Annotated in this window: 23 protein-coding genes; 11 read left to right on the top strand and 12 right to left on the bottom strand. The window is 36.9% G+C overall.

The window, feature by feature from the left end; translation table 11 throughout:
- Positions 1-62 precede the first annotated feature (62 nt).
- Positions 63-1,214: a MalY/PatB family protein gene (locus ABH957_RS21320; RefSeq protein WP_404454390.1), complete on the top strand. Its 1,152-nt coding sequence runs from the start codon at positions 63-65 to the stop codon at positions 1,212-1,214.
- 118 nt (positions 1,215-1,332) lie between these two features.
- Here the strand turns inward: ABH957_RS21320 and sodC are convergent, their stop codons facing one another.
- Together sodC and ABH957_RS21310 are read right to left on the bottom strand one after the other, a co-directional pair.
- Positions 1,333-1,872 (bottom strand): superoxide dismutase [Cu-Zn], encoded by a 540-nt coding sequence (sodC, locus tag ABH957_RS21315; RefSeq protein ID WP_002143588.1) that lies wholly within the window; start codon positions 1,870-1,872, stop codon positions 1,333-1,335.
- Between the two features lie 68 nt (positions 1,873-1,940).
- Positions 1,941-2,117, bottom strand: a complete 177-nt coding sequence (locus ABH957_RS21310) for a hypothetical protein (protein ID WP_000982764.1) — start codon at positions 2,115-2,117, stop codon at positions 1,941-1,943.
- A 171-nt stretch (positions 2,118-2,288) separates the two neighbouring features.
- Between ABH957_RS21310 and kapB the strand changes: the two genes are divergently transcribed.
- A complete protein-coding gene (gene kapB / locus ABH957_RS21305; protein WP_219301098.1) occupies positions 2,289-2,672 on the top strand; it encodes a kinase-associated lipoprotein KapB in 384 nt (127 codons plus the stop codon).
- 40 nt (positions 2,673-2,712) lie between these two features.
- Here the strand turns inward: kapB and kapD are convergent, their stop codons facing one another.
- Entirely contained in the window at positions 2,713-3,336 is a 624-nt protein-coding gene (kapD, locus tag ABH957_RS21300; RefSeq protein WP_219301097.1) for a 3'-5' exonuclease KapD, read from the bottom strand.
- Positions 3,337-3,626: 290 nt separating this feature from the next.
- Here kapD and ABH957_RS21295 point away from each other — a divergent pair, with 290 nt between their 5' ends.
- Complete coding sequence (locus ABH957_RS21295; protein WP_002129696.1) at positions 3,627-4,952, top strand: ArsB/NhaD family transporter; 1,326 nt, start codon at positions 3,627-3,629, stop codon at positions 4,950-4,952.
- 103 nt (positions 4,953-5,055) lie between these two features.
- On the opposite strand, the gene ABH957_RS21290 is transcribed toward ABH957_RS21295, so the two are convergent.
- Positions 5,056-5,523 (bottom strand): hypothetical protein, encoded by a 468-nt coding sequence (locus ABH957_RS21290; protein ID WP_002034556.1) that lies wholly within the window; start codon positions 5,521-5,523, stop codon positions 5,056-5,058.
- 118 nt (positions 5,524-5,641) lie between these two features.
- Here ABH957_RS21290 and ABH957_RS21285 point away from each other — a divergent pair, with 118 nt between their 5' ends.
- Positions 5,642-6,355, top strand: a complete 714-nt coding sequence (locus tag ABH957_RS21285) for a DNA alkylation repair protein (protein WP_404454398.1) — start codon at positions 5,642-5,644, stop codon at positions 6,353-6,355.
- Between the two features lie 345 nt (positions 6,356-6,700).
- On the top strand, positions 6,701-8,077 hold the full coding sequence (locus ABH957_RS21280) for a glycine--tRNA ligase (RefSeq protein ID WP_113938358.1): 1,377 nt from the start codon (positions 6,701-6,703) through the stop codon (positions 8,075-8,077).
- Positions 8,078-8,270: 193 nt separating this feature from the next.
- Here the strand turns inward: ABH957_RS21280 and ABH957_RS21275 are convergent, their stop codons facing one another.
- A complete protein-coding gene (locus tag ABH957_RS21275; protein ID WP_404441858.1) occupies positions 8,271-8,654 on the bottom strand; it encodes a hotdog fold thioesterase in 384 nt (127 codons plus the stop codon).
- A gap of 96 nt (positions 8,655-8,750) precedes the next feature.
- Here ABH957_RS21275 and ABH957_RS21270 point away from each other — a divergent pair, with 96 nt between their 5' ends.
- Positions 8,751-9,494, top strand: a complete 744-nt coding sequence (locus tag ABH957_RS21270) for a DUF3298 and DUF4163 domain-containing protein (protein ID WP_404512161.1) — start codon at positions 8,751-8,753, stop codon at positions 9,492-9,494.
- A 50-nt stretch (positions 9,495-9,544) separates the two neighbouring features.
- A complete protein-coding gene (locus ABH957_RS21265) occupies positions 9,545-10,138 on the top strand; it encodes a biotin transporter BioY (protein WP_404512159.1) in 594 nt (197 codons plus the stop codon).
- Between the two features lie 45 nt (positions 10,139-10,183).
- Here ABH957_RS21265 and galU read toward each other — a convergent pair whose 3' ends face one another.
- Positions 10,184-11,071 carry a UTP--glucose-1-phosphate uridylyltransferase GalU gene (galU, locus tag ABH957_RS21260; RefSeq protein WP_002015869.1) on the bottom strand — a complete coding sequence of 296 codons (888 nt, stop codon included), beginning with the start codon at positions 11,069-11,071 and terminating at the stop codon, positions 10,184-10,186.
- Positions 11,072-11,223: 152 nt separating this feature from the next.
- The gene (locus tag ABH957_RS21255; RefSeq protein WP_404491687.1) at positions 11,224-12,948 is read right to left on the bottom strand and encodes a phospho-sugar mutase; all 1,725 of its coding nucleotides are present in this window, start codon (positions 12,946-12,948) and stop codon (positions 11,224-11,226) included.
- Positions 12,949-13,091: 143 nt separating this feature from the next.
- On the opposite strand from ABH957_RS21255, the gene cdaS reads away from it, so the two are divergent.
- Complete coding sequence (gene cdaS, locus ABH957_RS21250) at positions 13,092-13,697, top strand: sporulation-specific diadenylate cyclase CdaS (RefSeq protein ID WP_002067925.1); 606 nt, start codon at positions 13,092-13,094, stop codon at positions 13,695-13,697.
- 189 nt (positions 13,698-13,886) lie between these two features.
- On the opposite strand, the gene pepA is transcribed toward cdaS, so the two are convergent.
- The 5 genes from pepA to ABH957_RS21225 form a co-directional block, all read right to left on the bottom strand.
- Positions 13,887-15,371 (bottom strand): cytosol aminopeptidase, encoded by a 1,485-nt coding sequence (gene pepA / locus ABH957_RS21245; RefSeq protein WP_404491686.1) that lies wholly within the window; start codon positions 15,369-15,371, stop codon positions 13,887-13,889.
- Positions 15,372-15,647: 276 nt separating this feature from the next.
- On the bottom strand, positions 15,648-16,274 hold the full coding sequence (locus ABH957_RS21240) for a 3D domain-containing protein (protein WP_219301091.1): 627 nt from the start codon (positions 16,272-16,274) through the stop codon (positions 15,648-15,650).
- Between the two features lie 86 nt (positions 16,275-16,360).
- The gene (locus tag ABH957_RS21235; protein WP_002089308.1) at positions 16,361-16,678 is read right to left on the bottom strand and encodes a YuiB family protein; all 318 of its coding nucleotides are present in this window, start codon (positions 16,676-16,678) and stop codon (positions 16,361-16,363) included.
- Positions 16,675-17,181: an NUDIX hydrolase gene (locus ABH957_RS21230; RefSeq protein WP_002015875.1), complete on the bottom strand. Its 507-nt coding sequence runs from the start codon at positions 17,179-17,181 to the stop codon at positions 16,675-16,677. The genes ABH957_RS21235 and ABH957_RS21230 overlap by 4 nt, the downstream gene beginning before the upstream one ends.
- Positions 17,182-17,300: 119 nt before the next feature.
- Positions 17,301-18,509 carry an NAD(P)/FAD-dependent oxidoreductase gene (locus tag ABH957_RS21225; protein WP_002067919.1) on the bottom strand — a complete coding sequence of 403 codons (1,209 nt, stop codon included), beginning with the start codon at positions 18,507-18,509 and terminating at the stop codon, positions 17,301-17,303.
- 464 nt (positions 18,510-18,973) lie between these two features.
- On the opposite strand from ABH957_RS21225, the gene ABH957_RS21220 reads away from it, so the two are divergent.
- The 3 genes from ABH957_RS21220 (at position 18,974) to ABH957_RS21210 (ending at position 22,040) form a co-directional block, all read left to right on the top strand.
- The gene (locus ABH957_RS21220; protein WP_404512157.1) at positions 18,974-19,963 is read left to right on the top strand and encodes an NAD(P)/FAD-dependent oxidoreductase; all 990 of its coding nucleotides are present in this window, start codon (positions 18,974-18,976) and stop codon (positions 19,961-19,963) included.
- Between the two features lie 178 nt (positions 19,964-20,141).
- The gene (locus tag ABH957_RS21215) at positions 20,142-20,618 is read left to right on the top strand and encodes a GyrI-like domain-containing protein (protein ID WP_404454418.1); all 477 of its coding nucleotides are present in this window, start codon (positions 20,142-20,144) and stop codon (positions 20,616-20,618) included.
- A 174-nt stretch (positions 20,619-20,792) separates the two neighbouring features.
- Positions 20,793-22,040, top strand: a complete 1,248-nt coding sequence (locus ABH957_RS21210; RefSeq protein WP_098168722.1) for an MFS transporter — start codon at positions 20,793-20,795, stop codon at positions 22,038-22,040.
- Position 22,041 lies beyond the last annotated feature (1 nt).

Here is a 22,041-nt window from a genome sequence, read left to right as displayed (position 1 = left end):
TTCTATAAGAAGAGTGAGAATTTTCATAACTTAACAGTTTGACAGAAGAAAGGAGCAAACATATGCAACTATTTCATAAAACGGTAAATCGTCGCGGAACGCATAGTACAAAATGGGATACATATAAAAATGAAGAGCTCATCCACGCTTGGATTGCCGATATGGATTTTGAAGTACCAAAACCAATTCAAACTGCATTACAAAAACGCACAGAACATCCTATTTTCGGCTATACACTTCCTCCTGAAAATATTGGGAATATCATTTGTAATTGGACGAAAAGCCAATACAATTGGGAAATACAAAAAGAATGGATTGTATTTAGCGCAGGTATCGTCCCAGCTCTTAGTACGAGCATACAAGCTATAACGAAAGAAGGAGAAGCCGTACTCGTACAACCTCCTATTTATCCACCATTTTTTGAAATGGTCAAAACAAATAATAGACAATTATGTGAGAGTCCCTTGTTTAAACAAAATGGCATATATAAGATAGACTTCGAGCATCTAGAAACTCAATTTAAACAAGGTGTAAAACTAATGCTTCTTTGCAGCCCTCACAATCCTATCGGGCGCGTTTGGACGAAAGAGGAGCTAACAAAACTCGGTACGTTATGTACGCAATATAATGTAACCGTTGTCGCGGATGAAATTCATGCCGATATTATTTATAGAGGCCATACTCATACACCGTTTGCTTCTTTATCTGAAGAATTAGCAGCACGCACTATTACTTGTATGGCTCCGAGCAAAACATTTAATATCGCTGGATTACAAGCATCAACCATTATTATTCCGAATGAAAATCTCCGTAATGCCTTTATGTCTATCCAACATAGACAAGGATTCCACGGATTAAATACATTTGCTTATACAGCAATGCAAAGTGCCTATACAGAATGTAATGATTGGCTAAATGAAATTCGATTGTACGTTGAAGATAACGCTCAATTTGCTTGTGAGTATATTCAAAATCACATACCATCTCTTTCTATAATTAAACCAGAAGGCAGTTTTTTACTGTGGATTGATTGTTCCCACTTGGACCTTTCTCAAAATAAACGAACAGCCTTGCTTGAAGAGAAAGGTAAAATCATCGTTGATCCTGGTGAGAAATACGGAACAGGTGGAGAAGCCCATATAAGAATTAACATTGGCTGTCCTAGATCTGTTTTAGAAGAAATTTTAAACAGACTACACCATACATTCTCATAACAAAAAAGGGGGCTATCCCAAAATGATTTTGAGATAGCCTCCTTTTTTTCGATAAATCGATATAATTCCACTTACTATCATGCGGTTTTACAACAAAATCTACCATTCAAGGTAGCTTCTATTTTTTCTTCATATCCGACACTTTTTTTACGATAACACCGCAAGCAATTCGGCCACCAGATTTACCCGTTGGTTGCGTCATACCATCATCAGCGTTTTCTGTAATAATAATAGACGCTCCATCTTTTCTATGAATCGTCGTTTTTCCTTCTTCAAGCGTTATATGCGGAGCATCGATTTCTGCTTTAATCTTTCCCGAACCGTCTGCAACTACGTTCGGTAAATCACCATTTTCTGCACCCTTCGGATTCAAGAGCCCATGTTTTTTATTATCCGGATTAAAATGATTCCCAGATGATTCGAAACGTGGCGCTTTACATTCTCCGATTTCATGCACATGTATCCCGTGTGGTCCTGGTGTAAAGCCTTCCGCTTTAATCGTAATTTTCACTCCACTTGTTTGCTGAACTACTTTTGCAGTCCCAACTTCATCACCTGAAGCATTATGTAATTTCACATCAATTTCTTTCGGCTTCCCTTGGTCACAACCCGCCATTAGAAATAATAAACAACAACTGAAAAAAAGCCGTCTTTTCATTCAATTCCCTCCAAAATGCTTTCTGCCCTTAGATTGTCCGAGCATAGAGGGAAACATACAAAAATGAATTACCGTTTCTTTTCAGCTAAAAGCTTTTCTTCTACTTTCTGTAATCGCTCTGCTTCTCGTTTTGATACACGAATAAACATACGCCACGTAGCAACCGCACCGATGATAAATAGAACGCAAACAATACCTGGAATAATATACTCCGTTTTATCTTCAGGAAAATATAAAGGCATCATATAGAACACTCCTTATCAGGGAATTTATGAAAAAAATCAACATCAGAATTTTCTGTTATATTATTTTAAATTATAGTTGAAGCCTGTCATATTCTCAAGGACATTCAAAAATCAACTAATTTCTTTGACTCCTTCTTATACTTTCCTTACTATAAACTTGAGGTGAAAAATATGAGAGAAACATTTGAAATTGGTGAAATTGTTACTGGTATTTATAAAACTGGAAAATACATCGGCGAAATTACAAATAGCCGTCCTGGCAGTTACGTCGTAAAAGTATTAGCTGTTTTAAAACATCCGGTGCAAGGTGATTTACATAATGTAAAACAGGCTGACGTACCATTCTTCCATGAAAGACGCGCTTTAGCTTTTCGTGAACAGACGAACATTCCAGAGCAAATGGTGAAGAAATATGAAGGGGAAATTCCGGATTATACAGAGTCACTAAAATTAGCATTAGAAACTCAAATGAATTCATTTTCTGAAGATGATTCACCTTTTGCGGGGCGTAGTCTAGAAACACTTCAGCAATTGAAGCGAGATTACAAACTTTAAAAAACAAAACGACCAAATTACATATTTTGCAATTTGGTCGTTACTGTGTACTCACTTTCTTTAACACTTTCGAAAAATCAACAAGTTCCCCTAATGTCGGAGGTGCTGGTTTGACTAAATACTCTTTATCTTTTTCTACTAACTTAAAAATATTATATGTCGTCATCGCATCATCAAGCGCACAATGATGCTTTCCTGTTCCTGCTTTTCCATACGCCTCAATTGCCTTCCACAGCCCTGTTTGATTTCTCTCTCCAAAAAACTTCTTATACTCAAGCGATAAATCACGACACTGTCCAAAGAATGGAAATTCTACTCCCGCCATTTCACAGTTATGCTTTAAGACTTTCATATCCATATTTCCCCACGTTACAATTGTCGGTCTACCACTCTTTTCATATTCTGCAAGTTTCTCAACAAGTTCATGAAAAGAAATTCCTTTGTCCACTACTTCCTGTTTAATTCCTAAAAATTTTTTACATCGATCCGTTAAAGACGGAAATGTTTTCGGTCTAATATGCGATGAATACGTATCTTCCACCTTACAACCAACAACTGAAACGAGTCCGACCTCAATAATTTCTGGGAAAAAACCTTTTGGCTTTTTTCTATGCTGGGGCATCGTAAACTCAAAGTCTAAAAACAAAAATCGTTGTTCATCCATACGATCCCTTCCTTATCATATTTGTCATTCCTTTCTATTTGACACTCCTACACGAACAAGCTCGAATGCTGATTCGATTTTAAATATTCAGATTGGATGTATCTTATATATATGTCAGATGCCCACAAATATTTTTAAAAATAAGAAAAAATGACCTATGCAGAAAATATGACAAAATAAACCCTTTCATTTACATCCGCCATTTTTCTACTTTATAATGACGTTATGTGTGTTTCATCTAGTTAATTTTTTGACACACTAAGAAAAGTGAATGAAAGGAGATGAGAGTTTTGCACGAAACAACGCAAGAACTCGCAAACTGGCAGTATTATTTCGCTATCGCAGTCTTTTTAATTACATATGCCATTATTATTTCTGAAAAAATTAACCGTGCTGTCATCGCACTTCTTGGTGCAGCATTCATGGTAATTGCAGGGGTCGTTGACTTACACAATGCCTTTACGAAACATATTGAATGGGGAACAATTACATTACTCATCGGTATGATGATACTGGTAAACATTACAAGTAAGTCAGGTGTCTTCCAATACGTTGCCATTAAAGCCGCAAAAGGAGCACAAGGAAATCCAATTAAAATTTTAATTTCACTTTCCTTACTTACCGCGCTTGGCTCCGCATTTTTAGATAACGTTACAACAGTACTTCTTGTTGTTCCAGTTACTTTATCTATTACGCGCATCTTGCAAGTAAATCCTGTCCCATATTTACTTTCTGAAATTATTTTTTCAAATATCGGAGGAACAGCAACATTAATTGGTGATCCACCAAATATTATGATTGGTTCTGCAAATAAGCATTTAGATTTCAATGCTTTCTTATTCAACTTAGCACCTATCGTAATCATCATTATTGCTGTTACGGCAACAATGCTTTACTTCATGTACCGTAAGCAATTAATTGCTGATCCTGTACAAATTAAAAAGTTAATGAGCTTAGATGAAAAACAATACATTAAAGACCCAGTATTAATGAAGAAATCTTTAACAGTACTTGGCCTTACTATTGTAGGCTTCATGACTCATTCTATTTTCCATATTGATGCAGCTATCATCGCCTTAACTGGCGCTACTGTACTTATGTTAATCGGTGTGAAAGAACATGAAATTGAAGAGGTATTCGCAAGTGTAGAGTGGGTAACAATCTTCTTCTTCGCGGGACTATTCGTACTCGTTGGAGGACTTATCGATATCGGGCTTATCAAAATGTTAGCTCAAAAAGTAATTGGAATAACAGGCGGAGATATTTCTCACGCATCTATCCTTATTTTATGGGTATCTGGTATCGCCTCTGCAACAATCGATAACATTCCATTCGTTGCAACAATGATTCCACTTATTAACGATATGGCAGTTGGGCTAGGTTTATCACCTTCTGACGCACAAATTGACGTACTATGGTGGGCATTAGCATTAGGTGCTTGCTTAGGTGGAAACGGAACATTAATCGGGGCTTCTGCTAACGTAATCGTAGCCGGAATCGCAAGTCGTGAAGGACATAAATTCAGCTACATGGAATTCCTTAAAGTCGGCTTCCCAATTATGATCGTTTCATTAATCATTTCTCACATTTACATTTACTTACGCTATCTTATGTAGTAGAAAAAAGCGCCCTGCTCAGCAGGGCGCTTTCGTTCTTTTTTCAGCATATCCGAATTATTATAGAATCAAATATATCGACCGCAGGGCAACTTTGATACGCCTACTCGTTATACCTCACCGGCTCATTCCGAATAATGAACAAATGAATCGGCAAGAAAACCGAAAACGTGATTGTATGAATGATCGTAAATAGTATGGAATTCGTTCCGTATCTATCCAAAATAGCATAGATAAGATAAATAGACAGTACAAGTGATACAGCTGTTGCTAATATATATAGAATTGGTACGAAATTAAAGATGAAGCATCCAACATATATGCCAAATACTTTCCACCCTGCTTCTTCTTTCAAGAAATCTGGTAATTTATCTTTCGCTAAATCACCCCATATCTTACTATTTATAAACGGAATAAAAGCAAGAACACCATCAGTTGCACCATCATTTTTCGCCATCGTATAAAGTGCAAAAGCCGTTAACAAATACGAAATAATTGCCCAAATTATTATAACAAGCATAAACGCAAAACTAAGAGCAAAGAAACCTGCTAGTACGCCTTGATCTTCCATCTTATCCTCTCCTCTCTCTTCTCAACATATTGCATTACAGTGCAAGTTATGTTTTAAAATTTAACCAAACTCTTTGTATAATAAGAAGAGAAAGATAATGAGAGAGGAGCACATACCTATGCATCCATTTGTAAAGGCATTACAAGAGCATTTTACAGCAAATCAAAACCCAGCAAAAGCAGAACCGATGGCACGTTATATGAAAAATCACTTCCCGTTTCTCGGTATTCAAACACCTGAAAGACGACAATTATTGAAAGACGTTATTCAAATACATACTCTCCCAGATAAAAAAGACTTCCAAATTATCGTACGTGAGCTTTGGGATTTACCAGAACGTGAATTTCAGGCAGCTGCACTTGATATTATGCAAAAATATAAAAAGCATATAAACGAAACTCATATCCCATTTTTAGAAGAACTTATTGTCACAAAATCTTGGTGGGATTCTGTTGATAGCATCGTCCCTACATTTTTAGGTGCTATCTTTTTAAAACATCCAGAATTAATTTCTGTATATATTCCAAAATGGATTGCATCAGAAAACATATGGTTACAACGTGCCGCTATTTTATTCCAGCTGAAATATAAACAAAAAATGGATGAAGAACTCCTTTTCTGGATTATCGGTCAACTACATTCCTCAAAAGAATTTTTCATTCAAAAAGCAATTGGCTGGGTCCTTCGCGAATATGCAAAAACAAAACCAGATGTAGTATGGGAATACGTTCAAAACAACGAACTCGCTCCATTAAGTAAACGCGAAGCAATTAAGCACATTAAGCAAAATTACGGAATAAATAACGAAAAAATAGGCGAGACTCTATCCTAGATGGGCACGTTCCTCTATTGAGATTTAAAAAAGAACGTGTTAAAATATGTTCATTATTATTAATATAAGTAGCGATGACGGACTTATAAGTACTTGCATAAAAAGCGATTCAGGGATAGTGAAAGCCTGAAGCTGCGAGGAAACGGCAGTCTCGAGCAATACGTGATAAAGTGGATGCACATTTTGTGTATCAACTAGGGTGGAACCGCGGGCAAACGCTCGTCCCTAGGCGATTAAGCCTTGGGACGAGCGTTTTTTTATGTTTTTTAAAGCATATATTGCTCGTTTCCAAAGTACCCATCACGTCATCGCAAATACGTTAACTTTCAAAAGGAGGATTTTATTATGTATTCAATGGAACAAGTTGTAAACTTAGCGAAACATCGCGGTTTCGTTTTCCCTGGTTCTGAAATTTACGGTGGTCTTGCAAACACATGGGATTACGGTCCACTTGGAATCGAATTAAAAAATAACGTCAAAAAAGCTTGGTGGAAAAAATTCATTCAAGAATCTCCACACAACGTTGGTTTAGATGCTGCTATTTTAATGAACCCAAAAACTTGGATCGCTTCTGGTCACGTTGGTAACTTTAATGATCCAATGATCGACTGTAAAAAATGTAAAGCTCGTCACCGTGCTGACAAATTAATTGAAGATGCATTAGACGCAAAAGGCATCGAAATGGTCGTTGACGGTCTTACTTTCGACCAAATGGCTGACTTAATGAAAGAACATGAAGTAAAATGCCCAGATTGCGGTAGCCAAGAATTCACGGAAATCCGTCAGTTCAACTTAATGTTCAAAACATTCCAAGGTGTTACAGAGTCTAGCACAAACGAAATCTTCCTTCGTCCTGAAACTGCACAAGGTATTTTCGTAAACTTTAAAAACGTACAACGCTCTATGCGTAAGAAACTTCCATTTGGTATCGGCCAAATCGGTAAAAGTTTCCGTAACGAAATCACACCTGGTAACTTCACATTCCGTACACGTGAATTCGAACAAATGGAACTTGAATTCTTCTGTAAGCCTGGTGAAGATTTAGAGTGGTTCGCATTCTGGCGTGAAACTTGTAAAAACTGGTTACTTTCACTTGGTATGACTGAAGAAAGCATGCGTCTTCGTGACCACGGTGAAGACGAATTATCTCACTATAGTAACGCGACAACTGATATTGAATTCAGATTCCCATTCGGTTGGGGCGAACTATGGGGCGTTGCATCTCGTACAGATTTCGATTTAAAACGTCATATGGAACACTCTAACGAAGACTTTAACTATATCGATCCACAAACGAATGAGCGTTACGTACCTTACTGCATCGAGCCATCTCTAGGTGCAGACCGTGTAACATTAGCATTCTTATGTGATGCATATGAAGAAGAGCAATTAGAAAACGATTCTCGTACAGTTCTTCGTTTCCACCCTGCTTTAGCACCATATAAAGCAGCTATCTTACCATTATCTAAAAAGCTATCTGAAGGTGCTACTGAAGTATTCGCAGAACTAGCTCAAGACTTCATGGTAGACTTTGATGAAACTGGTTCTATCGGTAAACGTTACCGTCGTCAAGACGAAATCGGTACTCCATTCTGTATCACATACGACTTCGACTCTGTTGAAGACAAAGCTGTTACAGTACGTGACCGTGACACAATGGAACAAGTTCGTATGCCAATTAGCGAACTAAAAGGTTTCTTAGAGAAGAAAATCCAGTTCTAATTATAAAGTGAAACTTTAATCAGTGGAGGTTTTGTTCATCCCCCCACTGATTATTAGCCTTCACCAATCGGGCTTTTACGGGCAGTTGATCTCCCACCTAACTTCTTTGCTCCACCTGAATTTTGAGGTGGGAGTTTTACTGCCCGTTAATGCGGGATAAAAAAAGAGGCAGCTCATCAGAGCTGCCTCTTTTCTATTTTTCACGTTTTTCTTTAATTGCTACTGTACATCTTGATATGCATAGTAAATCATCATTTTCATCAATGATGCGAATATCCCAAACCATTGTCGATTGTCCTCTATGTATCGGTGTTCCAATTGCTGTTACAATTCCATCTTTCTTTGAGCGAATATGATTTGCATTAATTTCTAATCCGAAACAAATACATTTTTCTTGATCAATTAAATTGTATGAACCAACACTTGCCACAGTTTCTGCTAATGCAACAGATGCACCGCCATGTAAAAATCCAAACGGCTGATGCGTACGTTCATCAACAGGCATTGTAGCAACTACTTTATCCTCTGTCATTTCTAACAACTCAATTCCAAGCGAATCCATTAAAGTTTTTGACATATCGTTTTCAACCTCTCTCCCTTTAGATCAAATGTATAATTTTACCTGTTTAATTTCAAACTACCTATAACACTTATATAAGGAGGTTTCACCTAAATGAAACAGAAATTTTGCATACTATTGCTTATGTTCTCCTTGCTGACTATTGTACCAAATTGTGCAATAGCAGCCAAAGCATCCAACCTGACAATCAATGTTAAGACTGTAACGCAAAAAGGTAAGAAACCTTATATAGAATATCAAATTAATAGGCCTTCCTTTCACAACTTTTCTGATTCGAAATTTCAAAATAAGCTGAATTCCTATTACAAAAACTCTACTACTAAATTTAAAAGTAAATTAGAAAAAGAAGCGAAGAAATATTATGAAGAAACAGAAGGATCTAGCACACCTTTTCATCCATACGTTGCAAATGTTGACTATAAAGTAGCTTTAAACAAACCACCTTTCCTAAGTCTATATGTGAATTACTATCAATATACAGGCGGAGCGCACGGACTGTATACGTGGAAGGCAAATACATTTGATTTAAACGAAAAAAAATTATTACACTTAGACGATTTATTTCAACAAGAGGATACATATAAAGAAATAATTCGCACAGAGATTGTAAGACAAATTAAACAAAATGAAAGCATTTATTTTCCTGATGCAGTCGAAAAAGTAACGGGCACTAAAAAGTTTCACTACTTTTTAGAACCCGATAATCTTGTGATTTATTTCCCTTTATATGAAATTGCTCCTTATTCAAGCGGAATTCCGCAGTTTCGTATTCCATACACATTGCTTAGAGACTATTTAAAGCCTTCTTATCAAAATATTTTGATTGACAACAAGTAAATATTTTCGCTACGATAATGTTAACCTAAACACAACTGGAGGTTAACATTATGAAGAAGCTTCATGTTTTAGATTTAGCATTAGCTGCCATGTTCGTCGCTCTTATGGCTATTGGTGCAAATATTGTATCGTGGGCACCATTCTTACAAATAGCGGGCATTCCATTATCTATGCAACCGTTTTTCGCAATTTTAGCAGGTCTTCTTCTCGGGAGTAGACTTGGGGCATTATCAATGACTGTTTACATGCTTGTTGGAGTAGCAGGTGCGCCAATCTTCGCTAACTTCAAAGCTGGATTTGGAGCACTTTTAGATCCTACTGGTGGTTTTATTATCGCATTTATTATCGTTGCTTACGTATCAGGAAAACTAGTAGAACAAAAAGAACGACCAACATTCAGCACCTTTGCAATTTCTTCTTTCGTCGGAATCATTTTAACGTATATTATCGGTACTACTTATATGTACGGGGCAGTCAATATTTTCATGGGTGGTAATATGAGTTATAAAGCTGCCTGGATGATTATGATGTGGTTCGCAGTAAAGAATATTGCGTTTACAATTATCGGCGCTATTATCGCACCTCGCATATACTATGCTGTACGTCGTTCCGCTTATCAGCATTCTCATTCGACGATTTCATAATAAACAAGGAGCTGTTCCTATAGGAACAGCTCCTTGTTTATTATATTAAGACTCTTGCTTCATTTGCTCGTCTAAAACTTTCTTCATCATTACTAGCATATCATCACGTAATTCTGGGTGCTGCAATGCCATTTCAATTGTCGTTTGAACGAATCCTAATTTTTCACCAACGTCATAACGCTTTCCTTCAAAATCATATGCAAATACACGTTGAATTTCATTTAAGCTTTGAATTGCATCCGTTAACTGAATTTCGCCACCCGCTCCAACTTGTTGCTGTTCCAAGAACATAAAGATTTCAGGAGTTAAAATGTAACGTCCCATAATCGCTAAGTTTGAAGGCGCAGTACCTTGCGCTGGTTTTTCAACGAATTTACGAACTTGATAACGACGTCCCTCTTGCTCTAACGGATCAATAATTCCGTAGCGATGTGTTTCTGCTTCAGGAACAGTTTGTACACCAATAACAGAAGAAAGTGTTTTGTCATACTCGTCCATTAATTGACGTAAACATGGTTTTTCAGCTTGAACGATATCATCGCCTAATAATACTGCAAACGGCTCATCACCAATGAATTTACGTGCGCACCAAACAGCATGTCCTAATCCTTTTGGTTCTTTTTGTCGAATGTAATGGATATCTACCATTTTAGAAGAAGCTTGTACTTTTTCAAGTAACTCATACTTTTTCTTCTCTAATAAGTTTTGCTCTAATTCAAATGCGTTATCAAAATGATCTTCGATAGAGCGCTTTCCTTTACCAGTAACGATAATAATATCTTCGATGCCTGATTTTACTGCTTCTTCTACGATGTATTGAATTGTTGGTTTATCTACAATTGGAAGCATTTCTTTTGGCATTGCTTTCGTTGCTGGTAAAAAGCGTGTTCCTAATCCCGCTGCCGGGATAATTGCTTTTCTCACTTTTTTCATGACAAATACCCTCGCTTTTCATTCTAATTCTCTTAGTAAAGTGCAAATTTATAACACTCGCTCGTAATAATCCTCTACATCAAACAAAACTACATGAAAAGAGGAGGCCGTTCTCCGTTCTCCTCTTTTCCTATCAGTAGCATTCTATTCTATTATAAACGATTCATAATATCTTCTTTAATAGTAAGTAACTTTTGTTCACTATTTTGTAAGGAATCATCTTGTACACCAAAGTAGAATTTAATTTTCGGCTCTGTTCCAGATGGACGTAAGCAGAACCAAGAACCATCTTCTAATTGATATTTTAACACATTTGATTTCGGTAAGTGAATCTCTTCCTTATTTCCATCTTGTAACGTTGTAACGATGCTTTCTTTATAATCCTCAACTGCAACGACTGTTAAACCAGCTACTTCTTTCGGAGGATTCTCACGGAATGTTGCCATCATCTTTTGAATCTGTTCGGCACCATCTTTTCCTTTTAACGTTAACGATACAAGGTCCTCACGGAAGAACCCATACTTCTTAAATACTTCTAGCAGACCATCGTATAACGTTTTACCTTGTGATTTGTAGTATGCAGCTACTTCACATGCAAATAGGACGGATTGCACCGCATCTTTATCACGGCAGAATGAACGGATTAAATAACCGTAGCTTTCCTCATAACCGAATTGGAATTCATATTGTCCGCTTTCTTCATACTGTTTAATTTTTTCGCCGATAAATTTAAATCCAGTTAACGTATCAACTGTATCTAAACCGTATGCTTTTGCGATTGTACGGCCAATTTCAGACGTTACGATTGTTTTTAAAACAACACCGTTTTCTGGAAGCGTTCCGTTTTCCTTCTTTTGTGATAATAAGTAATCAAGCATTAATGCACCTGTTTGGTTACCAGTTAATACTTGGAACTCACCATCGTGATTGCGAACTGCTACACCTAGACGGTCTGCATCAGGATCTGTTGCGATTAACACGTCTGCGCCTACTTTTTCACCGTCGCGAATTGCATACTCAAACGCTGCATGCTCTTCTGGGTTTGGTGATTTTACTGTAGAGAAATTTGGATCTGGTAACTCTTGCTCTTTTACAACTGTTACATCTGTAAATCCAACTTCTTCTAAACCACGGCGTACCGAAATATTTGATGTTCCATGCAATGGTGTAAAGACGATTTTTAAATCTTTTCCTACTTCTTTCACCATCTCTTTATTAATAATGACATTGTTCAATTCTGCTGCATAAGCATCATCTACTTCTTGTCCAATTATATGTAATAAACCGTCAGCTTTTAATTGCTCAACATCAGCAACTTCAACTGTTAATTCATTCTCTACTGCATTTACGTAGCTAATTAACTCATCAGCTTCTTTTGGAGGCAATTGTCCACCATCGTCACCATATACTTTATAACCATTATATTCAGGCGGATTATGGCTTGCCGTAAGAACGATTCCACTTGCTGTATGTAAATGACGAACTGCGAAAGAAAGCACTGGTGTTGGACGTAAGCTTTCAAATACATATGTTGTAATACCGTGTGCACCAAGAGTAGCAGCTACTTCCATTGCGAATTCAGGTGATTTATGACGAGAATCATATGCGACAACAACACCGCGTTTTTTCGCTTCTTCACCTAAGTTTTCAATAAACATAGCTAATCCTTTTGTTGCTTTACGAACTGTATATACATTTAAACGGTTCGTACCAGCACCAAGTTCACCACGCATACCACCTGTGCCGAACTCTAGATTTTTATAAAAGCTATCCTCGATTTTCTTCTCATCTTGCTTCATGTTTTCTAGCTGTTCTTTTAATTCTGCGTCTAATTCTGCATATGAAAGCCAGCGACTAAATTCTTGTTTCCAATTCATACTTCCATCTCCTCTCGCCTGTCGTACCTTCATTATATGAAAAAAACAACCTGAATCTCAATATTTTTTAAAATCTAGCAGGATTTTACTATAAATATTTGTATACACTATGGTTAAATACTCCACCAAAGGGAATGAGGATTATGCAAGAATGGGGCTTGTCAGAAGAGCTCAAAATAAAAACAAAGCAGATGATTGAAATTGCTGAAAAAGAATTATCAAACATGAAGCATGCAATCGATAAAGAAGATGAATGTATTTTATGTAAAATGGAAGATATTCATCATATGTTAACAAATGTACAGACGTTAGCAGCTACATATTATATTCAAGCATATTTATCACCTTATACGGAAAGTTCACATTTCATCACTACAGCTGTCCAACATTTAAGCGCTCGAAAACACGGTGCTCTTATTATTGTGGAACGAAGTGACGCTCTTGATTCTTTCATTCAAACTGGAACGACATTAAACGCACACTTAACCGCGCCACTACTTGAATCGATTTTTTATCCAGGGAACCCTCTTCATGACGGAGCCGTTCTCATTAAAAATAATCATATTGTCTCAGCAGCTAATATTCTCCCATTAACAAAAAGCATGGAAATCAATCCTGAGCTAGGAACACGTCATAGGGCCGCAATTGGCTTATCCGAGAAAATTGATGCACTTATATTAGTTGTCTCTGAGGAAACAGGGCGTACTTCATTCGCATTAGGCGGGACGTTATATACGATTTCTTTATAGGACGAATCTTTCACTATATAGCACTTTTTGGAACGGTAAAATAATAAATGAAATTATATGAACCGTAACTCCAAATATATCGACGTTTCGACAAGGAGTATCGACTTACCGACAAAAACTTACAATAGTCATACCATATCAATAAGAAAAGGCTATCCCAAAAATTTGAGACAGCCTTTTCTTCAAAAATTATTCTTCTCCGAAACGCTCAACAAGTGTTGCAAGTGTACGCACCATTGCACCTGTTGCTCCAGATGGTCCTAAATCATGTGCTCCTGATGTTTCAGATGTTCCAGCGATGTCTAAGTGTACCCATGGTGTTTCTTCTGCAAATTCACCAATGAATGTCCCAGCCATAACCGCATGTCCTTCACGGCCTGGTGAGTTATTTAAATCAGCAAATTTACTGTTTTTGACACGTTCTTTATCACGTTCAAAAATCGGCAATTGCCAAATTGGCTCATCCGTTTCCATAGAAGCCTCTAACACTTGTTCAAACAATTCTTCATTATTTGTCATCGCGCCTGTTGTATGATTTCCAAGTGCAACAATTACACCGCCTGTTAATGTTGCAACATCAACTAAGTAATTTGCGCCAAGTTTCTTCGCATACGTAATACCGTCAGCTAACGCTAGGCGACCTTCTGCATCTGTATTTAATACTTCAATTGTTTTTCCGCTCATAGATGTAATAACATCATCTGGCTTAAATGCTGTACCACTTACAACGTTGTCAGTTGATGGAATAACAGCAATTACATTTTGCTCGGGGCGAAGTTCACCGATGATCTCCATCGCGCCAAGAACAGCTGCAGCTCCGCCCATATCACCTTTCATACCAACCATGCCTTCACGTGGCTTTAAAGAATAACCGCCTGTATCATATGTAATCCCTTTTCCAACAAATCCAATTACATCTTTCCACTCTTCTTTTCCTTTATAAATAAGAGCGATCATTTTTGGAGGTTCAGTAGATCCTTGGTTTACTGCAAGTAATGCACCCATACCAAGCTCTTCCATCTCTTCTTTCTCAAGAACCTTATAATCCATATCGTATTTTTCTGCTAATTCAACTGCATACTCAGCAAGCTTTGTCGCTGTTAATACGTTTGGCGGCATATTTACAAGCGTACGAGCTGAATTCGTTGCACGTCCATGTACGTATCCTACCGTTAATGCTGCTTCAATTTCTTGTGCATCTTCTGCTGTAATAGCCGTAAACTTCTCTAATTCTACACGATCCTTTTTATCTGTTTTATACGTTTGTAATTCATATGTACCAAGACCTTGTACTTCTGCCGCAATATGAGCTACATCAATCGCATCTAATTTATCTGTCACGAAAGAATCAAGTAAGATTGCTGCATCTTGTACTTTTGCTGCTTGTAACGCTTTAAACGCCTTACCAAGAGCCGCACGTAACGTTTCTGTTGTATATGACTCTTTCTTACCTAAACCAACAAAATAATAACGTTTAACATTTGTTTTTCCTAAGCTATGTACTTTTGAAATGGCTTTCTTCTTAGTTGAAAGTTCTTTTTCTTCTAATAAAACTTGTAATTGTCCTTCAAACGCTTTATCCAGTTCTTGTACAAAGCTACTCGTTTTATCTTCTTCAAATAAGGAAACAATTACCGCTTCATGACTTACTAATTCTTTTTGTACTTGAAACATGTTCAGACCCCCTAAATTTCTCTACGTCCATTATAACTTTATTTTCGATAAAATGCGACAATTCTAAATTCTGTCATTTCATATAAAGTGAAACTTTAATCAGCCCGCACCAATCGGGCGTTTACGGGCAGCAGGGCTCCCCCCTAACTTCTTTGCCCTAGCTGAATTTTGAGGTGGGAGTTTTACCGGCCGCAAATAGCAGGATAAAGATGCTATCTCCAATATCTTCTATGGTGAAATAAGACAAGAAAAAAGTCTAGCGTTATTGCCACTAGACTATCTTTGTTTTAAATATTGTCCACGAAACACTTGCATCGTTTCGTCTTGATTTAACATCGTTAACTCTTCTTCCGAAAACTTGCCATTTCCTATTTTCACTATATACACATTTACTTTTTTCTTACCCCATTGGCTATAAACATCTTTCACCGTATCATAATATAAATCGAGACGATTTCCTTTTATAGCACCGCCCTTATCAGCCACAACACCATATCCGTAACCTGGCACGAATAGAATTGTCCCAAGCGGGAATACGCGTAAATCGGCAGCGATTGTGGAATATAAATCCCTTTTTGCTTTAACACCTGAATATGTAATGCCATACTCTGGATGCCCCGCCCTCTTTCCAGTTGACTCTATACCTGATGTATAACCAGTTGCAGTCATTTCTATAACACGATATTTAGACCAGTCATTTGCCTGCTCTAAAGCATTTATCACTTCTTTACTCGGAGCAACTTTTTTCTCAATCTCTGCTGCATGTACTTCTTTTACACTTGTTCCTTCATATGATTTTATAATCTCTAATAAAGAAACTCCTGTGAAAGCCTGCCATGTTACGCATAATGCGAATGCAAGTAAACAAGTCATCATAATGCGAATACAATATCGTTTTAACATTTTTATATTCCACACTCCTTCATCGTTAATCATTCCCTATACGATGAAGGAATATGCAAAAAAATAATCTCCAAATTGATTGGAGATTAAAACATTTGATATCCACTTTTTCGAAGTTTTTTAATTATGATTCCTGCTAAAGCAGCACCTACTAATCCAGTAGATAGAATAAACACATCTGCGTGTCCTAAATGCGATACACTTGTCCCAAATGAAGAAAATGTTTCTTTTGGCTTTGAAAAATAGTCCCATACACTCGCTTTATTAATAATAAGCATACAAATAATCGGATATACAATAACCATTACCCACGTAGCTCGCAAAATCATGTTGAGTAAAAATCCAATTCCAAAAAATAAAATAAAGAACAACATCATTGAAATAAGTAGTACCGGTATACTCACTTCTTCTCCCTCTCCTTCGCATACGCCGTAAACACATGATAAGCCGTATAACCAAATTGCTCTCCTGGATTTAATGTTTTGTCCATTTCAAAATGCGACTCTGCTCTTCCTTCTAATAAATATTTGATGAGTACAGAAGTATTTTGATCATCTGCAATATTTTCCGGATGTAAAAAAGCTACTTCCGACAATTCTTTCTCCTGTACAATAACGTCTTCTCCCTCTGGTTCTAGAAGAAAAATAATCATATTATCACTAATTTCATTATGAATAACACCTGAGCGAATACCAATGATCCCCTTTACATGAGCAACAATGCCTGTCTCTTCCAATATTTCACGTTTCACAGCTTCATCAACAGTCTCGCCTTCATTAACAAAACCAGCAGGTAAAGACCATTGCCCTTTCAATCCACCGTATTTTTTCTTAACGAATAGCCATCTCCCATCTTCTGTAGCTACTAAGCCACTGACAGCTAACCACACTTTCCCTCGCTTCCCCATGATGTAACCTCCTCCATCAAAACGAACAGAATATTCTTTCTTTTTGTTTATTATACTATATTTTCAATACGAAAAAAGCAGAAACAGCTCATAGCCGTTTCTGCTTTTTCTACTATATATTAAAAGAACTTCAATTTACCTTTTTTAAGAACTAATAAAGGTCCGCCTAGTAAGAATAAGTAACGGTTGTCAATTACTTTCTTCATGAATGAAGCTTTCCAACCTGTTAACTTTTTGCCCATAACAACGCCCATTGCATCGTCATGACCTAATGAACATACAGATCCTTTATTATCAAATGCGAACTTTTTCATTTCACCTTTGCCGCGAACTAACACAGTTAAATTGTGTGCAATATTATAACCTTCTTGAATTGCAATCTGTGCTGTTGGTGGGTATGGACGGTTAATTTCTTCGTTGATGATTAACGCTGCATCACCAACCATGAATACATCTTCATGACCTGGAGCGTGCATGTACTCATCCACTTTAATACGTCCGCGCATTGCTTCAAATCCAGACTCTTCCACAATACCATTACCACGAACACCTGCAGCCCAAACTACAGTTTCAGATTTAAGAAGTTCAGCATCATCACCGTTTGCAACGATAATACCTTCTTCAGTTGCTTCCTTAATTGCTGTACCGATGCGGAATTCTACACCTTTTTTCTCAAGTTGTTTTACAGCGTACTCTACTAATGCTGGATCGAAACCAGGAAGTGCTGTTGGAGCAGCTTCTACACAGATGATACGTGCTTTTTCACGTGGAACATCATACTCTTTGCAAAGTTCAGGAATACGGTTTGCAAGCTCACCTACGTACTCGATACCAGTAAATCCAGCGCCACCAACAACGATTGTTACTAACTCATCACGTTTTTCAGTCGCATATTGAGCGAATTTTTCTTCCATATGCTCACGAATTTGACGAGTTGCATTAATGTTAGTGATTGAGAATGCATGCTCTTTTAATCCTTTAATTCCGAACGTTTCTGATTCGAAACCAAGACCGATTACTAAGTAATCATACTCTAATTCACCATCTTTTAAGATAATACGTTTTTCAGCAGCTTTAATCTCTACTACTGTATCTTGTACAAAGTTCACTTTATTTGTATCGATAACGTCTTGAATATCTAGACAGATTTTATCATCTTGTAATGTACCAGCTGCACTCTCATGTAACCAAGTTGCTTGGTAGTGATAGCTGTTGTTGTTTACTAACGTAATTTCAGCTTCACTTACAGATAATGTTTTTTGCAGACGAACAGTCGTAATCATCCCGCCATAACCTGCACCTAAAACTACGATTTTTGGAGTCTTCACTAAATCACAACCCTTTTCTTTATATAATAGTAATAAAAAATAATACCAAGTACTAAAAACTCTATTTGTCAAGAATGTGGAATTTATCACATTCTATATCATAACAAAACGCAGTCAAAAAATCGTACGAAATTTGTCATAGAAATTTAACATAATACTTCCCTATATTAGTCGGTTTCATTCCATAATTCAAGCACCTAGAGAATTATCAATATTTTAAAATAACATAGCGTTTTCAAGGGTTTTTTAGCCTTTTTTTCATGTATTTTCCTTTCGCTATATTTTATACAATTCTAAAACATCTATGCGCAAACTTACTTATTATTCAGTCGTTTCCAGAAGTATTATTAACTGAAATATGCTATCATTTATTTGAAAGTGTCATCATTTGCAGGATTTTCATGTACATATGAACAATATATGAAATCAATATTAAAATTCCATCATCTATAGGGGGAATGAAAATGACAGAAAATCAAAAAGTTTACGACATAACGATTATTGGTGGTGGCCCAACAGGACTATTCACCGCATTTTATGGCGGAATGAGACAAGCAAGTGTAAAAATTATTGAAAGCTTACCTCAACTTGGAGGGCAATTATCCGCACTATATCCCGAAAAATATATTTATGATGTAGCTGGATTCCCAAAAGTGCGCGCACAAGAGTTAGTTGATAACTTAAAAGAACAAATGAAAAAGTTCGATCCAACTGTTTGCTTAGAAGAAGCTGTTGATACGCTTGAAAAACAAGCTGACGGTATATTTAAACTTGTTACAAATAAACAAACTCACTACTCTAAATCTGTCATTATTACTGCTGGTAATGGTGCTTTCCAACCACGCCGCTTAGAATTAGAAGGCACAGCAAAATATGAAAAGAAGAACTTACATTATTTCGTTGATGATATGAATAAATTTGCTGGAAAACGCGTCGTTGTATTCGGCGGTGGTGACTCAGCAGTAGATTGGACAATGATGTTAGAACCGATTGCGGACAAAGTTACAATTGCTCATCGCCGCGATAAATTCCGTGCACATGAACATAGCGTAGAAAGCTTAATGAATTCCCGTGCAGAAGTAAGCACACCTTACGTTCCAGTTGAACTTATCGGTGATGATACTATTGAACAAGTTGTTCTTCAGCACGTAAAAACAGAAGAAAAAATTATCATCGATGTTGATGACGTAATCGTAAACTACGGCTTCGTTTCTTCACTTGGTCCAATTAAAAATTGGGGCTTAGATATTCAAAAGAGCAGCATCCTCGTGAACTCAAAAATGGAAACAAATATTCCTGGCATTTACGCTGCTGGTGACATTTGTACATATGAAGGAAAAGTAAAACTCATTGCTTGCGGCTTTGGTGAAGCACCGACAGCAGTAAACAATGCAAAAGCTTACTTCGATCCAAACGCAAAACTTCAACCAATGCATAGCTCAAGTATGTTTTAATATAGAAATGAAAAGAGCTCCTTTTACATGAAAGGAGTTCTTTTGTTATAAAGATCCCTAATCCAAATTACCTCTCTTTCTTCACAGCTATGTACTTTAGAAAAAAATACCACATACTCCTAAAATATGTTACAATAAAACAGAACGTACGTTTCATTCAATGGAGGGGAATTTTATCATGAAAGAACCTATTATCATTAAGAAAGAAGCTTTCCAAGCAATCGGCGTTTCTATTACGACGACAAATGAGAAAGAAGCATCTACTGAAGGAAAAATCCCACAACTTTGGAACCAATACTTCCAAGAACAAATCATGCATCACATCCCAAATCAACAAACCAAAGAAACATTCGCTTTCTACTCAAACTACGAATCAGATGAAACTGGTACATATCAATTTACTATTGGCATGCCTGTTTCTTCATTAAAAGACGTTCCTGAAAATATGACAACTTTAACAATACCTACTGCTACGTATGCGGTATTTACAACGAGAAAAGGTCCTGTGTCTGAAGTCGTTTGTGAAGCTTGGGAATATATTTGGCAATGGTCGAAAGAAAACAAACGTGCTTTTACAACAGACTTTGAGCTTTATGACGAAAATGCAGTAGATCCAAATAACGTACAAGTGGATATTTATATCGCTTTAGCGTGAATGACAAAAAGAAGATACCCTTTGGTATCTTCTTTTTTGTCGTTAAATAGCCACTGTGCAAATTCATTATTATTGTCTACAATGAGAAAGTGCAGTATAGAAATATTAGAAACTGTATAAAACGATTGTTAATAGGTTTTTCAGTCTAAATTTGGTACATAGAAAGGAAGCAATATGGAGGAACTACAACAAAATAAATCTGCTTTAGAAGGAAGCGGAAAACCGTTATTAAAAAATACGAATTTCCTTTTTCTTTGGGCAGCTACTCTCTTTTCAAGTTTTGCTTTAGCCTTTTTTACTTTTTCACAAACATGGTACATAGCAAAAACATTAAACCTTGAGGCTTCACTCGGTATTGTTTTCGTGGCTCTTAGTGTTCCAAGGCTCATCTTTATGATTATCGGCGGAGCATTAGCTGATAAATTCCCGAAAAAAAATATTATGTTTTACTCTAATATTATTCGCGCTATTCTTGTCGCAACCATTCTCACCTGGTTCATCGTCGGTGATGTAACACTATATACATTTGCTTTGTTCGCTTTGTTCTTCGGACTTGCTGACGCTTTCTTCTGGTCAGCAGATGGATCTATTCTGCCTGAACTTGTAGAAAAAAGCCGTTTAACACAAGCAAATTCACTTACTCAAATGACAAACCAAGGATCGGTCATCTTGGGCCCTGTACTTGGCGGTATTCTCATTAAATTTACGAACTATGAAACAATCTTTTCAATTACAATCCTGCTACTCATTATCGCTGCGATACTCGTACAAAAAATACAATTTACAGTACCCGAAAAAAATGAAACAGATAAAGGCATGTTTACTTCTATTAAAGAGGGAATTTTATATGTAAAAGAATCACCATTTCTTTCAACTTTCCTTATATGTAGCGCCTTTTTAAATTTATTTTTAATCGGCCCAATGCAAGTAGGCTTCCCGCTCTTCGTCAAAAACGTTCTGCACGGTGATTCACTTCAGTTTAGTTACTTAGAAGCGTCTGTTGGCGGCGGGATGGCGATAGGAGCTGTCATTGTCGGATTAAAAAACATTAACCGCAGACGTGGTCTATTTTGTATTATCATGATGCTACTGTCTGGTGTATTCTTCCTAGCCATCAACTTTAGCACTGTACTTTGGCAAGCGTTATTAGCTGGAATGTTTTACGGTATTACAATTGCGATGGCTATCGTTCCACTTATGGCGATGATTCAATCAACAGTAAAAGAAGAGATGATGGGACGCGTTATGAGCTTACTCATGCTTTCATCGATGGGATTCATTCCACTCTCTTACGCATTTACATCGCTTGCACTTGGGATAGGCATTCCAATTGTAACGGTTATGAAAAGCGGTGCAATCGCTGTTATCGTCTTTGTACTATTTGTAGCAATTCGTGTTCCAGTTGTAAGAAAGTTCGATTAGC

Source organism: Bacillus sp. RC242 (assembly GCF_044908245.1).
GTDB lineage: Bacteria > Bacillota > Bacilli > Bacillales > Bacillaceae_G > Bacillus_A > Bacillus_A mycoides.
This window is presented reverse-complemented; position numbering and strand designations above follow the sequence as displayed.

What these genes read in the sequence shown, in the direction of transcription:
- ABH957_RS21320 (WP_404454390.1), top strand. Translation starts at nt 63, where the DNA reads ATGCAACTATTTCATAAAACGGTAAATCGTCGCGGAACGCATAGTACA.
- sodC (WP_002143588.1), bottom strand. Translation starts at nt 1,872, where the DNA reads ATGAAAAGACGGCTTTTTTTCAGTTGTTGTTTATTATTTCTAATGGCG.
- ABH957_RS21310 (WP_000982764.1), bottom strand. Translation starts at nt 2,117, where the DNA reads ATGATGCCTTTATATTTTCCTGAAGATAAAACGGAGTATATTATTCCA.
- kapB (WP_219301098.1), top strand. Translation starts at nt 2,289, where the DNA reads ATGAGAGAAACATTTGAAATTGGTGAAATTGTTACTGGTATTTATAAA.
- kapD (WP_219301097.1), bottom strand. Translation starts at nt 3,336, where the DNA reads ATGGATGAACAACGATTTTTGTTTTTAGACTTTGAGTTTACGATGCCC.
- ABH957_RS21290 (WP_002034556.1), bottom strand. Translation starts at nt 5,523, where the DNA reads ATGGAAGATCAAGGCGTACTAGCAGGTTTCTTTGCTCTTAGTTTTGCG.
- ABH957_RS21285 (WP_404454398.1), top strand. Translation starts at nt 5,642, where the DNA reads ATGCATCCATTTGTAAAGGCATTACAAGAGCATTTTACAGCAAATCAA.
- ABH957_RS21280 (WP_113938358.1), top strand. Translation starts at nt 6,701, where the DNA reads ATGTATTCAATGGAACAAGTTGTAAACTTAGCGAAACATCGCGGTTTC.
- ABH957_RS21275 (WP_404441858.1), bottom strand. Translation starts at nt 8,654, where the DNA reads ATGTCAAAAACTTTAATGGATTCGCTTGGAATTGAGTTGTTAGAAATG.
- ABH957_RS21270 (WP_404512161.1), top strand. Translation starts at nt 8,751, where the DNA reads ATGAAACAGAAATTTTGCATACTATTGCTTATGTTCTCCTTGCTGACT.
- ABH957_RS21265 (WP_404512159.1), top strand. Translation starts at nt 9,545, where the DNA reads ATGAAGAAGCTTCATGTTTTAGATTTAGCATTAGCTGCCATGTTCGTC.
- galU (WP_002015869.1), bottom strand. Translation starts at nt 11,071, where the DNA reads ATGAAAAAAGTGAGAAAAGCAATTATCCCGGCAGCGGGATTAGGAACA.
- ABH957_RS21255 (WP_404491687.1), bottom strand. Translation starts at nt 12,948, where the DNA reads ATGAATTGGAAACAAGAATTTAGTCGCTGGCTTTCATATGCAGAATTA.
- cdaS (WP_002067925.1), top strand. Translation starts at nt 13,092, where the DNA reads ATGCAAGAATGGGGCTTGTCAGAAGAGCTCAAAATAAAAACAAAGCAG.
- pepA (WP_404491686.1), bottom strand. Translation starts at nt 15,371, where the DNA reads ATGTTTCAAGTACAAAAAGAATTAGTAAGTCATGAAGCGGTAATTGTT.
- ABH957_RS21240 (WP_219301091.1), bottom strand. Translation starts at nt 16,274, where the DNA reads ATGTTAAAACGATATTGTATTCGCATTATGATGACTTGTTTACTTGCA.
- ABH957_RS21230 (WP_002015875.1), bottom strand. Translation starts at nt 17,181, where the DNA reads ATGGGGAAGCGAGGGAAAGTGTGGTTAGCTGTCAGTGGCTTAGTAGCT.
- ABH957_RS21220 (WP_404512157.1), top strand. Translation starts at nt 18,974, where the DNA reads ATGACAGAAAATCAAAAAGTTTACGACATAACGATTATTGGTGGTGGC.
- ABH957_RS21215 (WP_404454418.1), top strand. Translation starts at nt 20,142, where the DNA reads ATGAAAGAACCTATTATCATTAAGAAAGAAGCTTTCCAAGCAATCGGC.
- ABH957_RS21210 (WP_098168722.1), top strand. Translation starts at nt 20,793, where the DNA reads ATGGAGGAACTACAACAAAATAAATCTGCTTTAGAAGGAAGCGGAAAA.